This window comes from Gordonia sp. 135, assembly GCF_009720185.1.
In the GTDB taxonomy this organism is placed as follows: domain Bacteria; phylum Actinomycetota; class Actinomycetes; order Mycobacteriales; family Mycobacteriaceae; genus Gordonia; species Gordonia alkanivorans.
Genome location: NZ_CP046257.1, coordinates 310,845 through 326,762 on the forward strand (window position 1 = coordinate 310,845; position 15,918 = coordinate 326,762).

The following is a 15,918-nucleotide window of genomic DNA, read 5'->3' on the forward strand; positions in this document are numbered from 1 at the left end:
TGTTGCGGGTAGCACCGCGACACCCTCGTCGGACCAGGTCAGAGCCTCAGTACCCGCTGGAACGCATCGGGGCGGGGTCGTACAGCCCCGACCGTCGTGCCTCCCCGAGTTCGATCTCGGCAGGCGGGGCCGGGATGATCTCGGTGAACCGCTGCAGGCCGCCCCAGTCGCGGCCCCAGTTGTTGCGCAGGTACGTCGGTAGCAGCGTCGGACGCAGCATCGCCTCGGTGATGCCCAACGGTCCGCCCGCGGTGCCCGACATCCAGGTCTGGCTGTTCTTCCGGGTGGCCTCGGCGTCGGGCATGATCCGCCACTTCGGCACCTCGAGTACACCGTGCCGGACCTTCATCGGCTGCTGGCACGGGAAGACCAGACCGGGCAGCCAGTCGATGAAGACCGGGTCGGTCCGGCCGACGACATCGTCCAGGGTCGCCAGCCTGCTGACGCGCGGCGGGGTGATGGCCACCCACTCCGACGACGCCGCTGCGGTGTCCTCGACCAGGATGCGCACCACGGTCGACTGTGCCGGCGAATCGGCCAGCGGGAACCGCAGGTTGCGCCAGGTCGGGACCTCACCGATGTCGATGGGGAACATCTGTCCCGTCGGCACCACCCGGCCGTCGGCGCCGACACGACCGAACTGCGCGATCACCTTCTGGCCGGCGTGGACGACGCCGATTCCGTCGACGGCCTCGACCGACCCGGCGACCGCCATGGTGAGCAGCGGGGCGTCGTCGGAACGTTCGGGAAGCTGGTACCAGTCCGTCGTCAGGGAGGCGGAGCCCGACGGCGAGCCGTAGCTGCCGAGAACCGGTGTCGCAGCTGGGTTCAGCCCGAACGGCAGACGGACCGTCGACCCGTTGATCCCGCGCGCACCCTGTCCGCCCTCGGTGCCACCCTGCGCCGACGACGAGTCGGCGGGCTCGTCCGCACCGGCGCCGGTCTGCGCGGTGTTCTGGGCGGTCGTGGTGGACGAGGTGTCGCTCTCGGTGGCGTCCACCGACAGCTTGTCGGGGACGCCGTTGGGCGTGAAGCCGGTCGAGTCCGAACCCGAGAGTGCCTGTGCGACAGCGGGTGCCGGACGTCCGTTGACTGCCGCCGGAGAGAGCAGGCCGGCGGTCGGATCGGCCTCGACGAGGACATCATTGGCCAGACCGCACGAGTTGCCGGTCAGGGCACGGGCATTGGACTTCATCCAGGACCAGGAGTCCCGTTGCTCGTAGGCGCCCTTCAGGAACGAGGCGACCATGAACAGCACCATCAGGCCGGAGATCACCGGCAGCGGTGAGAACTTGAGCTTCGAGTACCACCGGTCGCCACCGAGGGTCCGGGTCTGCTCGTCGACGAAGTCGTCGCGGAAGTGGAACCACAGACCGGCCAGGGCGGTGACCACCGCAGCGAGGAGGATGAACCACGCGACGTTGATCCCGCCGACGGCCGGCGGGCGGTCCCACCACGGCACGCCGTAGCTGCCGACGAACCACCAGCCGTTGGTGCCGGCGAAGGAGATCCCGGTGATCGCGAGGACGGCGGCCGCGAAGAAGGTGCGGTTGCGACGCGACCGGAGGACGGCCGGCGCCATCATCGCGCCCGCCGCGGCGGCGATACCGGCGGCGATACCGGCGTAGACGCCGAAGTGGTGGGTCCACTTGGTCGGGGTGAACGCGATGAGGAACATGGTGCCGAGCGTGACCGCGATCAGTCGCCAGATCGGGGCCCGTGCAACGCCGTTGGGATGCTCGCGACGGAGCAGGCGCAGGAGCACGACGAACAGGCAGAGGATCATCGCCAGCACGCCGAAACGACGCGCGAGGGTGCCGTCGGCGGTCGGCAGGATCAGGTAGTAGTACCGGATCGGTTCCTGCCACCACTCCAGGGTCGGCCCCACGTCGGAGGCGACCTTGTTGCCCGCGATCAGCGGGGCCAGGGGCTGGTCGAAGAAGATCTGGAAGAGCACCGCGGTACCGGCGGCCAAGATCGGCGCGAGCATCGGCAGCAGCCCGTCGCGGCGACGCCGGGACACGAGCGTCTTGACGATCGGCCGGATGCCCGCGAGCAGCGCGGCGACCGCCATCAACCCGCCGGGGGCGAGGGCGAGGGTGAAGGCCGCGGTCACCACCGCGATCGCGTACGGCAGCAGGCGCCGCGTCGCGATCGCCCGTTCCACGCAGCACCAGGTGAGCAGCGCGCCCACGGCCTCCGCGGGTTCCGGGCGCAGTCCGTTGTTGAACGGCAACCAGATTGCGAGGAAGACGAACGCCGCCGACCAGACCGCGGGCGTGCTGTTGCGGACGGTGCGGCCCAGACGAGGGATCACCTCGCGGCTGATGAGCCACCAGCCGAGAAGGCCGAGCAGGAAGGCGGGCAGGCGCATGAACGGCGCGGCGACGCTGATGTGCGACATCGCCGAGATGACCTGGAAATGCCAGCCGAAGGGATCCTGCGGGACACCGAAGTAGCGGAAGTAGTTGTCCGCGTATCCGGCCTCGCTGGTGATGCGGCCGACGGTGAAGTTGTAGCCGTCGTCGGAGGTGTTGGCGCCGGCGAACCACCAGAAGGCCAGGATCGCGAACACCGCGACGTCCGGCCGGCGGATGGTCCACCAACCGGTCGGCAGGAAACGCTTGTGCGCCCGCCCGTCCCGGCTGTCGAGAACACCGAGAGCGATGAGCGAGAGGATCGTCATCACGATGCCGATCACGATCGCCGCGAGCTTCACCGGCGTCGGCGAGGTGACGTAGCGCGTGTCGATGGTGGCGCGCAGCGACAACCCGTCGCGGGACACGTCGGCGGGCAGATCGCTGTAGATGCCGACGATCTGCGGTCGCATCTCGTGGTCGGGGATGGCGAACTCGTTGAGACCACCATCGGCGGCGTCCGGGGCGGGCAGGCCCTCGAAGCGGCCGTCGACGCCCTCACCGTCGGCGTGCATCACGATCCGGCAGTTCGGGTTGGCCTGCGCCGCCGCACGGTCGGTGTCGAGGAGCACCACGTTGCGGTCGATCATCGTCAGCGTGTCGGCGGTGGCGCGGACGAAGAGGCCGCGAGCGGAGTCGTCCTGTCCACCCTCCGGCGTCGTCGAGAGGAGGACACCGCCTTGCGCGGGCAGGCGGGCGGCCAGCGAACACGGCACGGACATGTCCATGTCGATCGGGACGAAGGCCACCAGTGGTGCGGCCACATCCGAGACCGAATCGCCCTGTGGCCATTCGAGTTCGGCGGTGGTCTGGTTCACCGGCAGGATCGGCGTGACGATCGCGAGCAGGAAACCCAGCAGGCCGGTGACGACCGCGACGATCTTCGCGGTGCGATAGTCGCGTCCGGGCCGCTCGTCGGCCTGCGGGGCCGTGCTCGTGGGGTTGGGTTCACTCATCGGATTCGGGCTCCACCCTGATCGAGCCGGCGCGTGACCAGCCCCATTGCGTCGTCTGTGCGGTGTCGATCTGTGCGTTCGGTGCGTCGGGTACCAGTGGCGTCAGCTTCTCCAGGGCGCCCCATTCGCGGACCCAGTCGTCCTTGAGGTAGGTCGACACGGCCTGGGCCGAGGTCGTCGTCTCCGAGATGGCCAGCAGGCCGCCGTCGACCCCGGCCTGCCAGGTCTTGGACTGCGAGTTGGTCAGCGGGTAGTCACCCAGGATCCGCCACTGCGGGACCTGGGCGACGCCGTGCGAGACACCCATCGGCTGCTGGCACGGGAAGTGCGAGGCCACCCCGAAGTCGATCAGGGTCGGCGCCGTCGTCCCGACGACCTCCTGCAGGGTCTGCAGCTGCGGCGCGCGCGGCGGGGTGATCCCGATGAACTGCTTGTCGCCGAGGTTGTTGTCCTGCAACGACAGTCGCATCACGGTCGCGGCCGGCGGTGCGGCCGCCATCGGCACCCGCATGTTGCGCCACGGGCGGTTGAGGATCACCGGTCCGGGGTCGATGGGCAGGATGTCCGGGCCGACCTGCTGGAACGAGCCGTCGGGGCCGGGACGGCCGAACTGCACGACCATCTTCTGCCCGAAGTTGCGTACCCCGAAGGTGTCGATGGTCGAGACGGCGCCCGCGGTGCTGAACACGAGCAGCGGCGACGCGGCACGGTCGGCGGGCAGGTCGTACCAGCCCGTCGTCAGGCGCGCCTCGCCGTTGTATCCGTAGCTGCCGAGCACGGGCGTGGTGGCCGGGTCGAGTCCGTAGGGGAGCTTGGCGTTCGACCCGTTGACGGTTTCGGGTCCGCGGCCGCCGGTGGTCCCGGAGCCGAGTCCGCCGGTGATGGCGAACGGGCGTGCCATGCTCGCCGACACGTTCATCTGGCCCGGGCGCTGGCTTCCCGGTTCGGGCTGCAGGTCGCCGGGGATGCCGTTGGGGGAGAAGCCCACCGGGTTCTCGCCGCGCAGTGCCTCGGTCGCCGACGCACCGCCGGCGGGGGTGAGCATGCCGGTGTTCGGGTCGACTTCGACGAGCACCTCGTCGGCGAGGCCGCACGGGTTGCCGCGCAGGGTGTTCAGGTTCTCGGTGAGCACCGTCGGTGCCGGATACCGGGTGACGGCGGCCTTGACGAACAGCAGCATCTCGACGACGACGAGGAGTCCGGCGATCACCGCGATCGGCGAGGACGCGAGGAACAGGCGGCGACGATCCGCGCGGGTCTCGCCGGGGCCGGTGTCGCTGTGAGCGAGTCCGCGATTGGTGACGTAGTCGAGTCGCAGATGTTGCCACACCGCCAGGGCGGCGGCGAGGACGGCGAGGATCAGGAACAGCGTCGACGCCCCGTAGCCGGCGATGACGGGCGCCCGGTCGAACCAGGAGATGCCGTACTCGTAGGCGAACGGCCAGGAGTTGTAACCGGCCATCGCCGCGGCCATCGCGAACAGCAGACCCGACACGAAGACGGTGAGGTTGCGTGCCGATCGTGCTGCGGACTGGGCGACGGCGAGGGTCGCGGCCGCGGCGATCGCCGCCGCGAGACCGGCGAGCACGCCGAACTGGATCGTCCACTTGGTCGGGGTGAACACGAACAGCAGCAGGGTCACGCCGACGGCGCCGACGAGACGCCACACCGGGCCGGGGTCGACACCGCGAATCCTGGTGCGCCGCAGCATCACCGCGACCACGACGAACAGACCGGCGAGAAGCAGCAGCAGTGGCACCCGCCGGGTCAGCGAGCCGTCGTCGGTGACGACCGAGATGAAGTAGTACCGCAAGAACTCCTGGTGCCAGGAGATCACCGGGCCGACGGTGTAGCGGAGCTTGATGGCCTCGAGCACAGTCGCGAGCGTCTGGTCCCGGAACACGATCACCAGTACGACCATCCCGGCGGCGACGATCGGCGCGACGAGCGCCGCGGTCGACGTCCACGTCGAACCGCCGAGCTCGCTGCGTCGTCGGAGCAGGATGTGCAGCAACGCGCGGGCGGCGACGAGCAGGATCGCGACACCCACGACGCCGTGCGGGGCGAGCGCGAGGGTGAACCCGGCGAGCGCCGCGGCCAGCGCCGCCGGCAGCAGGCGTCGGGTGGAGATGGCGTATTCGGCTGCCCACCAGGTCAACAGGGAGCCGAGGACGATGATGCCCTCGCTGCGCAGGCCGCTGCAGAACGGCAGCCAGAACGCCGTGAAGGTTAGGGCGGCAGCCCAGGTCGACCACGAGCTGCGACGCACCGCCGGGCCGAGACGCGGCAGCAGCACCCGGCTGAGCACGAACCACGACACGAGGCCGGCGACGAGTGCCGGGATGTGCATCCACAGGATCGACGGCGAAATCGACGACCACATCGAGAGGAAGCTGTAGTACCAGTCGAACGGCGCCTCGGGGATGCCGTAGTAGCGGTAGTAGTTGGCCAGGTAACCGAACCCGTCGGCGGTGCGGCCCATGTTGAGGACGTAACCGTCGTCGGGCGACCCGGCACCCAGGAACAGCCAGATCAGCAGGATCGTCGTCACGACCAGGTCGGCGGCGCGCGGCTTCAGTGAGTGCCACCAGGCGTGGGTGCGGGCCCCGATCCGCCGGTGGTAGCCCTGGATGCGGTCGAGAAGGGCCAGGGCGACCAGGGCCACGATCACCGAGATCACGGCGAGGACCATCACGATGATCTTCAGGACCGTCGGCGAGGACTCGTACCGGTTGTCGATGTCGATCGAGACCGACATCCCGGCGTCGGCCGCGGCGCGGGCCTGCTCGGCACTCAGCTCGCTGAAGATGCCGGCGACCTGCGGTCGCTTCTCCGGCGGCAGGACCGTCGATTCACCGAGGCCGACGAACCGGGCGCCGGGTCCGCTCGGGGCGGAGAAGATGTGCAGCTCGCGGCAACGGTCGAGTTCGGCGCGGGCCGCGGTGGCCGCGACGCTGTTGCGGAAGGTGACGGTGACGGCCTGATCGGACTTCGTCACCCACAGCGACGAGCCCTTCGACTTCGGCGCGCTCACCGGCATGGTCGAGAGGACGATGCCGTTGCGAGCGCCGGTAAGCGTCGAACACGGGATGCGGGCGTCGAGTGTCTGCGGGGTCTGCGCGATGAGCGGCGCCATCACCGATGACGTCTCCGCCGCGAGCTCCTGACCTGCGGGCCAGGTGATGTCGGCGTCGGTGGCCTTCACCGGCAGGAGCGGGGTGAGAGCGCACAGCACGACGCCGAGAACACCCGCGACGATCGCGATCAGACGGGCGGTACGTGCGGAAACACGGGACGTCGGGGCTGTCACAGGCACGGTGCTTGATCGTATGCGACCGGCACCCGCCCACCTAGCGCCCACCCTGAGCTGCGCCGCTCCTCAGTGTCGGATCGGCGCCGGGCTCCAGAGGCCGCTGCGGGTCTGGGTGCCAGTGTCGATGTCGGCGAGGGTGTCCACGCCGCCGTACGGCTCGTAGCGCTCCAGCGCGCCCCAGTCGCGACCGATGTCGGCCATCAGGTACGTCGGCAGCGCGGTCGCCTGCTGGGAGACCTCGATCCAGCCGAGCGGTCCACCGCCGAAGCTGTTCTGCCACGCCGACACCGCTGCGGCGAGATCGGCTCCCGGCTTGATGCGCCACTTCGGGATCTCGGCGATACCCGCGTCGTGGGTGAACGGTCGCTGGCACGGGAAGCCGAGCCCCGACGTCCAGTCGACGTGTACCGGGTCGGTGCTGCCGACGACGTCCTGCAGGGTGTCCATCTGCGGAACCCGTGGCGGGGTCAGCACGATGAAGCGGTCCTCGTTGAGATTGTCGTCGGTGGCCACGATGCGGACCGCAGTGGTGTCGGCGGGCAGCTCATCGGTGTTGTACCGCAGGTTGCGCCAGGCCGGGCGCGGTCCGGGGTCGATGAGTTCGGTCTCACCGGCGGCGGTCAGGTCGGCGTCCCCGGTGTCCGGTCCGATCGGGTCGGCGGTGTATTCGAGCATCACGTTCGGGTTGTCGTACTCACCGGCCACCGACATCGTCAGCAGCGGACGGTCACGCCAGTCCTTCGGGAGCGCGTACCAGCCGGAGGTGAGGCGCGCCGGAACCTGGTCGAGCTTGGAGTAGCTGCCCATCACGGGCGTCGTCGCGGGGTCGAGGAAGAACGGCAGGGCCGCGGTGCTGCCGTTGACGCCGGGTTCGGGCAGTTCGCCGCCGCCGGTGCCGCCGGGGTTGGAGTTCAGGATCTTGGGGTCGGCCCAGACGTTGCCGGACAGCACGCCAAGCGAGCCCTCGCTGGCGGTCGACGCCAGGTCCAGCGGAACCCCGTTCGGTGAGAAGCCGGACGTGGTGGCCGACGCGCCGGGGGCGGGCGGCGGCCCGGCGAGCGGATTGGTGAGCGAGGAGTCGACCGGGCGCAGCATGTCGCGGTTCGGGTCCGCCTCGACCCACACCTTGTCGGCCATCGCGCACGGCTTTCCGGCGACCGCGGCCAGGTTGGACCGCGGTACCGAGAAGGACGAGCTCTGGTGGATGCCGGCGAAGATCGCGGTGATGATCTGGAAGACGACGACCGCCATCGCGAGGTAGGCGAGGGGGGCGGCCGCCACCGAGGCGAACAGTCGCCGATACCACCGCCGGTCGGAGGTGTCGACGGGTTCCGCGGGATGCGGATCGGTGCCGGTGAACGGTTCGCGGAAGTGGAACCACAGTGCGACGAGCAGCAGCGCGAGCGACGCGTACAGCAGGACGCTGCCCAGCATCACGCCGCCGATCGTCACCTGCTGGATGCCCCAGGGCATACCCCAGGAGGAGTAGTAGTAATAGGAGTTCGGCGCGGTGAACGCCAGACCGCCGATGAACAGGACGAGCGCGCAGAACAGGGTGCGGTTGCGTCGTGAGTGCATCGACTGCTGGCTCGCGGCGATCGCGGCGATGGCTGCCAGTGCGGCGGCGATACCGGCGAAGACGCCGAAGTGGTGGGTCCACTTGGTCGGCGTGAACATGAGGAACACCAGCGAGGCGAAGGTGATCGCGACGATGCGCCTGGTGGGTCCGATGGCCGTTCCGGGGATGCGGTTCTTGCGGATCAGGACCGCTGCGGACACCACGAGACCGAGGATCATCGCGAGGACCGCGAAGCGTCGAGCGATCGAGCCGTCGGCGGAGAAGGCGAACAGCGCCGAATAGCGACCGAGCTCGTTGTACCAGTTCATCGACGGTCCGAGCGCGGTCTTCATGCTCGACGCCTCGGAGAACGTGCGCAGGGTCAGGTTCGAGAACACCACGAAGACGACGAAGCTGCCGGCGGCCAGGATCGGTGCGATCAGCGCGACGAACGACCATCGCAGCGCGCGGGGCGAGGTCGAGTCACCGGTGATCACCCGGGCACGTTTGATCAGCGCCATGATCATCGGACGTGCGCCGGCGATCAGTGCCGCGACTGCGAGCAGGCCGGTGGGGCCGGCGGCGATGCTGAAGGCACCGACCAGGCAGGCCACCGCGGCGGGTAACAGTCGGCCGGTCGCGATGGCGCGCTCCACCGAACACCAGGTGAGCAGGGCGCCGAGGCAGATGATCGGCTCGGGACGCAGGCCGTTGTTGAACGGGAACCAGCAGGCGAGGAAGGTGAAGGCCGCGGTCCACGCGACATACGGGCGGGCGATCGCGGCGCGGCCGAGCCGCGGGATCACCTCGTGACTCACGATGAGCCACACCAGGATCCCGCAGGCGAGCGCGGGTAGCCGCATCCACGGACTGGCCACCGAGACATGGCTGAGCAGTCCGAAGACCTGGTAGTACCAGCCGAACGGCGCTTCCGGCGCGCCGTACCAGCGGAAGTAGTTGGCGGTGTAGTCGCTGTCCTGCGCGACCCGCGACATCGTCAGCAGGTAACCGTCGTCGGAGGTGTTCGGGCCGATCATGTGCCAGAGGATCAGCGCACCGATCACCACATAGTCGCGCGCGTTGAGGCGCCACCAGCGGGCCGGGAAGATGCGTCGATGACGGCGGCCGTCGGTCGCGTCGAGAGCGGCGAGTGCGGCCAGCGAGAGCAACGTCGAGGCGACACCGACGATGACGACGAGCCACTTCGAGATCGTCGGGGCCGTGTTGTACCGGGAGTCGACCGTGACGTGCGCGTCGAGACCCTCGATGGCGGCCGCGGGTCCGGACAGGTCGGTGAAGAGGCCGGTGACCTGCGGTCGCTGGTCAGGCGAGTTCTTGAAGGCCTCTTTGTCCTCGGTGGTGCCCTCGAGCGGGTCGCCGGCGTCGTTGGTCATGCCGACGAACTCGGCGGTCACCGCGTCGGAATCGGCGTGGACGACGATCTCGCGGCAGTCCTGCGTGCGCATGTCCTGGAGGCTCGCGGAGATCAGCGGGACGTTGCGGATGACCACCTCGACGCCCTGGCGGTCGGCGGGGGCGTCGGCGGCGCCCGTCTTGCGGATGAACAGGCCGCGTTCGGCGGACTTCTCCGCCTGCTTCGGTGTGGTCGACAGCAGCACCGAACCACCGGGAGGCAGGTCGTCGACCGCGGCGCACGGGATGGTGACGTCAAGGTCGACGGGGGTGTAGCCGATGAGCGGGGAGGCGACGGAACCGATCTGTCCGTTCTGGGGCCAGTTGATCTCCGCGGTCTTCTGCTCGACCGGCATCAGCGGGGTGGCGAGCGCGAGCAGAAAGCCGAGCAGGCCGGTGACGATGGCGACGATCCTCGCTCGTCGGACGGTCTGCGCTGGCACAAAGAGAGATGGTAGCCGCTGAGGTGTCTCGCCCCGGTCGGCGAGGCGGCTGAGACTATGGTGAACCCATGTCCGACTCCACGTCCGATACGGCCGGTGCGCAACCGCTGCCGATCCTGCTGCTCAACGGGCCGAACCTGAACACCCTGGGTACCCGTGAGCCGGCGATCTACGGCTCCGAGACGCTCGACGATGTCGTCGACCTCGCCGAGCGGACCGCGTCGGAACTCGGTTTCGGCCTGCGTGCGGCGCAGACCAATCACGAGGGACAGATGATCGACTGGATTCACGAGTCGGTCGGGAAGATCAGCGGCATCGTCATCAACCCCGGCGGGTGGACCCACACGTCGGTGGCCCTCGCCGACGCCCTGGTGGTGCCCGGCGTGCCGATCTTCGAGGTGCACATCAGCAATGTGCACAAGCGCGAGGCGTTCCGGCACCACTCCTATGTCTCACCACTCGCGGCCGGAGTCATCGCGGGTTACGGCATCCGCGGTTACGAGTTCGCGATCCGACGACTCGCGGAGATCGTGGACTGAGCCCGATTGCTGCAACCCAGGGGTTGCAAGTTGCCGGTAATGGTGCAACCATTGGGTTGCATCATTCGAAGTGACCCAGGAGGCGTCATGAGTGCGACCGATCCCGAAACGACAACTACGGCAATCTATGACGACCTCGATCGCATCGAACGCGAGATCCTCATCGAGGCGACCGCCGAGCGCGTGTGGCAGCTCGTCAGCGAACCCGGCTGGTACATCAACGACAGCGTGATCACCGAGCACCGGATCGACCGCGACGGAGATCTGTCGACGGTGCACGATCCGGTCCACGGCGCCTTCGTCTTTCGCACCGTGAAACTCGACGAGCCGCGCTACGCCGCCTTCCGTTGGCTCGCCGACGCATCCGATCCCGACTCGGAGTCGACGCTCGTCGAGTTCTGGATCGCCGACTCCGAGTCCGGGGTGATCCTCAAGGTCGTCGAGTCGGGATTCGCCTCGCTGTCCGGTTCGGAGGCGGAGCGACGCGCCCGGTTCGACGGCAACGCCGAAGGGTGGAAGCTCGAGCTCGAACTGGCACGCACCCACCTGACGAGCAGATCCGATGCCTGAGGTTGCTCCGGTCGAGATCTTCGGCGCTCTCGCCGACGAGAGTCGCTGGCAGATCCTCGTCAGATTGGGAACCGAACCGGCGTCGGCGTCGACCCTCGCCACCGAGTTGCCGATCAGCCGTCAGGCGATCGCCAAACATCTCAAGATACTGACCGATGCGGGCCTGGTCACAGCGACCCGTGCCGGCCGCGAAATACGTTACGAGGCAGCCGGTTCGGAGCTCTCGCGCCTCGCACGACATCTGGACACGGTCGCGCGCGGATGGGATCGGCGACTGGCGGGTATCAAGAAGGCCGCCGAACGCGACTGATCCGCGAGAGGTTGCTCGTGGAGAGACCTCTCAGAACGGCGGTGGACCGTCGGCCTGTTCACGTCGTTCACGTTCTCGCTGGTTGCGGGCACGTTCGGCCCGCCGGCGTGCGTGCTTGTGCGCGAGCCGGTTGCTGCTGGGCGGGGTGTCGTCCCCCGTGATGACCCGTGGGGACGGTGGGGCCTGGGGTGGCTGTTCGTAGCGGATACGACGCAGGTTGGGGAAGGAGTCCTCGAGGTTCTCGGCGTCACCAGGGATGACGACGCCTTCCGGGGTGCGGTACTCGGTGACCAGGTGGCCGTCGTCGTCGCGGTACTGGACGTCGATCCAGTCGCCGAACGTCTTGTGCAGGTGCCCGAACCGGCACTTGGCATTGAGGTTCTCACTCGATGTGGCCCCACCCTGGGCGGGATTTGTGTGGTCGTACTCGGCGACGTGGTCCAGATCGCTACCGAAAGCGGACTGGGCGCAGCCGGGTTCGGTGCAATATCCATCACGCACCCGCACGAAGTCAGCACACGCGGTGGTGGGCCGGTACGGGTCGGCGGCTTGCGCACCGGGATAGACGATCACGACGTCGTTCGACGGGACGTCCTCGACGACGATGCGGGCCGGTGGTGTGCGCACCGGGGTGACGGGTGTGATGGTCGCGTCGACCCGTTCGGCGAGATCACGCACATGCTCGTCGGAGACGATCCCGTGGCCGTCGACCCAACCGATACCGGGTGCCCCGGCGAGAGCGGCGGCGTCGGTGACCACGTGGATGACGACCTCGGTGCTCACCGACCGGACCACCTCGGCGGGGTCGGGGATCTCGGCGTCACAGTCCTCTCGCTGGCATTGGCAATCGAAGATGGTGCCGGTCAACAGCGCGAACATGGCATCGGAGTTGCGCTGGTTACGGTTGCGGCCGTCGTGCGCACACACGGTGTCGGCCAACGCTTTCACCGCTCTCGCGGCGATGCGAATGTTCTCCGCGGCCATCACGCCGGTGATCTCACCGGTCCCGTCGGTGAAGTTCTCGGTCCACATACCGCGCTTGTCAAGGGCCTCCTTGCGCCGTTCCCGTACCGCGTCAGGATCGTGACGAAAGACGAGGCGATCGACCATGTCACGCAGCTTCGGCGGGGTCCACGCGCCCTTGCGATTACGCACGATGCGTTCGATCTCGGTATCGAGGTCCGCGATGACCGCGTCATCGGAAATGAGGTCGGTGCGGGAGATGACCGTCTGGATCAACTGCCGCGACAGGATGCCATCGCGCAGGGTGGTCAGCACTTTCGGTAACCGGTCACGCAGGGCGAGCGCTTCACCCACCCACTGATCAGCCTGGTAGCGGGTGATGGCGCCCTCACGGCAGACCCGGGTCACCATCTCGGTGTAGCGGTCGATGAAGAACCCGCCCTGAGTGTTGACCACGAGCTGGTCGTAGACGGTGACGATCGACTCATACCGGCACCACGCCAGATAGGATTCGCCGTGACGGATCGCCCCCAGCCGCGCCATATGGGTTGCGGTGTCGGATGATTCGGGGTGGGCAGCATCGACCCCGGCGAGGAACCCGCCCGGAAGATCGATCCACTTGCTCACGCTGCCCCCACAACGTCTACAGCCCAACCTGGATGGCTGAATCTGTTACCACCCAATCTAGATCAACCCACCGACAAACGCGGATCCTCCTCCACAAGGTCGGGAAATAAACACGTTGTGGGGCAGACTGTTTGATCGGAATGAAGTCTGGCAGACAAGTTCTAACCTGCCGCGCGCTCCAGGATCTCCTCTATCGCCCTCGCGGTCTCGGTGGCGTGCGGAGCGCGGATCATCGAGATGTGGTCGCCGTCGATGTCGAGGAACTCGACCTTCCCCGACGTGAAGTGGCCCCAGAGGGTGGGATCGTCGGTGTTGGTGCGTGCCCTGATGACCGTGATCGGACCCGAGTAGGGGCTGGGCCGGTGCCGTCGGATCATCTTGGTGCCGAGGCGGAAGAAGACGACCCACTGCACCGGCGTCGACAACGGGACGAGTCCCGCGGTGAGAACAAGTGCCTTGAGGGCGATTTCCTGCACGACGCGCTGGACTGGTGAGCCGGTGGGCTTCTCTCGTCGGTTCCGGTGCGGTCCGGCAGTGTCTCGCTCGTCATCGTCAGCGAGCGCAGCGAGTTGCCGATGCGCTGCACGACGTTCGGTACGCTCCCGGAAAGGCGTTGTGCCAGAATCGGGTCGATGACCGAATCGAGCACGGCGACCGGATGGCAGGTCTCGCCGGCCCGGGTGAGGCGCGCGGCGACCTCGACGGCGATGAACCCGCCCAGCGAGTAACCGCCGATCTGATACGGGCCGTGGGGCTGCACCGACCGGATGTCGGCGATCGCCCGACGTGCCGCGGCGCGCACAGAATGATCTGCACGGCCGCGCTTTTCGACGCCACGGGACTGGATGGCGTACACCGGTCGGTCGCCGGAGAGTGCACGGACGACCGGCGTCAGGCTCGTCGCGAGACTGCCCGCCCCGGCGATGAGGAAGAACGGGTCGCCGGCGCCCTTCCGCAACGGGATCAGCGTGGCACCGGTGGCGTTCTTGGAGCGCTCCTTCGCGGCCTCCTCGATCCGCTGCGCGAACTGCGCGATCGTCGGTGCCTCGGCGAGCATGGCGGTGTTCACCTCCAACTGGAGGTGGTGCTGGACCTCGGAGAGCATCTTGGCTGCGGCGAGGGAGTCACCGCCGAGTTCCACGAAGTCGTCGTGGCGCCCGAAGGACTGAGGTTCGAGGCCGAGGATCTCGCTCCAGAAGCGGTGCAACGCCATCTCGGTGAGCCCGCGCGGCCGTTCGGGAGACGGGCGCGGTGGGGGAGGCGGCAGCGCACCACGGTCGACCTTGCCGCGCTCGTTGCGCGGGATCTCCGACACCACGACGATGTCGCGCGGGATCATCCACGGGGTCAGTGTCTTTCCGAGTTCGTGGCGGATCTCGGCGGGCGACGGCGACCACTTCTGCGGGTCGACGGCCACATGAGCGGTGAGGCGACCTTCCTCCCGGTCGGCGGTGACGACGGCGTCGGTGGCCCAGGGCAGCGAGCGCAGAGCGGACTCGACCTCGAGCGGTTCGACGAGATAGCCGCGCACCTTGATGGCGTCGTCGCCGCGACCGAGGAGTGCGAGCTCACCGTTCTCGTCGAGACGGCCGAGATCTCCGGTGCGATAACGCCTACGGCCGCCGGGCAGCGAGGAGAAGCGGGCTGCGGTCAGCTCCGGATTCGCGTGGTACCCGGAGGCGATGTTCGCGGATTCGACGACGACCTCGCCGGTGCACCCCGGCGGTAGATCCTGACCGTCCTCGTCGACGATGCGGACCGACTTGTCCGAGGCGGGGATTCCGACCGGTATCGCACCGTCGGTGACCTCGCGATCCGGGGGAAAGAGATTGAAGGCGAGGTTGCCGACCTCGGATGCGCCTGCCCAGCAACAGAAAACGCCCCAGGCAAGGACCGTGCTCCGCGCGAGTCCGACGTCCGTGTGATGCGCGGGCTCGCCGCAGGTCGACAGCAGGCGCAGCGAGTCGACGGCGTCCTCGGCGTCCAGCTCGCCCAGCCACGAACGGAGCAGTGACGGCGTGCAGTGCGCGGTGGTGGCGCCTTCGGCGGACAGCCAGTCGCGCAGCCCGGTGGTGGTGCGGCGCCGTACATCCCACAGCAGCATCGTCGCGCCGTTCAGCAGGCTCATCGCGAGCGCGTCGAGCCCGCCGCCGAAGCTCAGCGGCAGCAGCACCGCCGCGCGATCATCGGGGCCGAGTTCCATGAACCGGCGGCCGTCACGCGCGTGGTTGACGGGTGTCCGCTGGGCGAGCACCACGCCCTTGGGGGTGCCGGTGGATCCGGAGGTGAACAGCAGAATCGCGGGATCATCGGGGGCGGGTTCGATGACATGCGTCTCGAGTGGCTCGTGATTCCCGGCGGTCGCCGGGGTGAGGAGATGTGCCCCGGACAGTTCCAAGATGTTCGTGCGGCGGTCCTCGGGCAGGAACGGATCGACCAGGACGAGCGGGCGCCCGGCGCACCAGACCGCGAGCATGGAGATCACCGAGTCGATGTCGGATTCGATCTCGACGGCGACCGGGCTGCCCGTCGGGGTGGTGTGGAGGATTGCGCGGGCGAGGTCGTCCACCCGCGTGGCCGCCTCCGCGAAAGTGATCGACTGCTCCGGAGTGCGGATCGCGGCCGAGTCGCCACGGCTGCGGGCGATGGCTCGCCATCGGGCGGCGACGGTCGTCTCCGCCGACTCGGATGATCCGGCTGTGACGGACGCAAGGCCTTCCAGATGATTCTCGCCGGTCATGTCCTCGAACTCCCCAGGTGGCGGGGATGACCACGGTTGCGAGCGGGCCGCGGTTCTCGGCCCGGACGA

At 68.4% G+C, this 15,918-nt stretch carries 7 protein-coding genes and 1 pseudogene; 3 read left to right on the plus strand and 5 right to left on the minus strand.

Annotation, left to right across the window (positions count from 1 at the left end; translation table 11 throughout):
• Window positions 1–46 precede the first annotated feature (46 nt).
• From GKZ92_RS01320 to GKZ92_RS01330, 3 genes are all read right to left on the minus strand, one after another.
• Entirely contained in the window at window positions 47–3,373 is a 3,327-nt protein-coding gene (locus GKZ92_RS01320) for an arabinosyltransferase domain-containing protein (protein WP_155224928.1), read from the minus strand.
• Window positions 3,366–6,689: an arabinosyltransferase domain-containing protein gene (locus tag GKZ92_RS01325; protein ID WP_373278713.1), complete on the minus strand. Its 3,324-nt coding sequence runs from the start codon at window positions 6,687–6,689 to the stop codon at window positions 3,366–3,368. Before GKZ92_RS01325 ends, GKZ92_RS01320 begins: the two co-directional genes overlap by 8 nt.
• Before the next feature lie 63 nt (window positions 6,690–6,752).
• Complete coding sequence (locus tag GKZ92_RS01330; RefSeq protein ID WP_155224929.1) at window positions 6,753–10,100, minus strand: arabinosyltransferase domain-containing protein; 3,348 nt, start codon at window positions 10,098–10,100, stop codon at window positions 6,753–6,755.
• Window positions 10,101–10,168: 68 nt separating this feature from the next.
• Between GKZ92_RS01330 and aroQ the strand changes: the two genes are divergently transcribed.
• The 3 genes from aroQ to GKZ92_RS01345 all read left to right on the plus strand — a co-directional run bounded on the left by aroQ (window position 10,169) and on the right by GKZ92_RS01345 (window position 11,519).
• A complete protein-coding gene (gene aroQ / locus GKZ92_RS01335; protein WP_006358789.1) occupies window positions 10,169–10,639 on the plus strand; it encodes a type II 3-dehydroquinate dehydratase in 471 nt (156 codons plus the stop codon).
• An 87-nt stretch (window positions 10,640–10,726) separates the two neighbouring features.
• On the plus strand, window positions 10,727–11,209 hold the full coding sequence (locus GKZ92_RS01340) for an ATPase (RefSeq protein WP_042377975.1): 483 nt from the start codon (window positions 10,727–10,729) through the stop codon (window positions 11,207–11,209).
• Window positions 11,202–11,519, plus strand: a complete 318-nt coding sequence (locus GKZ92_RS01345; RefSeq protein ID WP_035754271.1) for an ArsR/SmtB family transcription factor — start codon at window positions 11,202–11,204, stop codon at window positions 11,517–11,519. The genes GKZ92_RS01340 and GKZ92_RS01345 overlap by 8 nt, the downstream gene beginning before the upstream one ends.
• Before the next feature lie 30 nt (window positions 11,520–11,549).
• Here the strand turns inward: GKZ92_RS01345 and GKZ92_RS01350 are convergent, their stop codons facing one another.
• A complete protein-coding gene (locus GKZ92_RS01350) occupies window positions 11,550–13,109 on the minus strand; it encodes an HNH endonuclease signature motif containing protein (protein WP_155224930.1) in 1,560 nt (519 codons plus the stop codon).
• A gap of 161 nt (window positions 13,110–13,270) precedes the next feature.
• A pseudogene (locus GKZ92_RS01355) lies at window positions 13,271–15,849 on the minus strand (alpha/beta fold hydrolase).
• Between the last annotated feature and the right edge of the window lie 69 nt (window positions 15,850–15,918).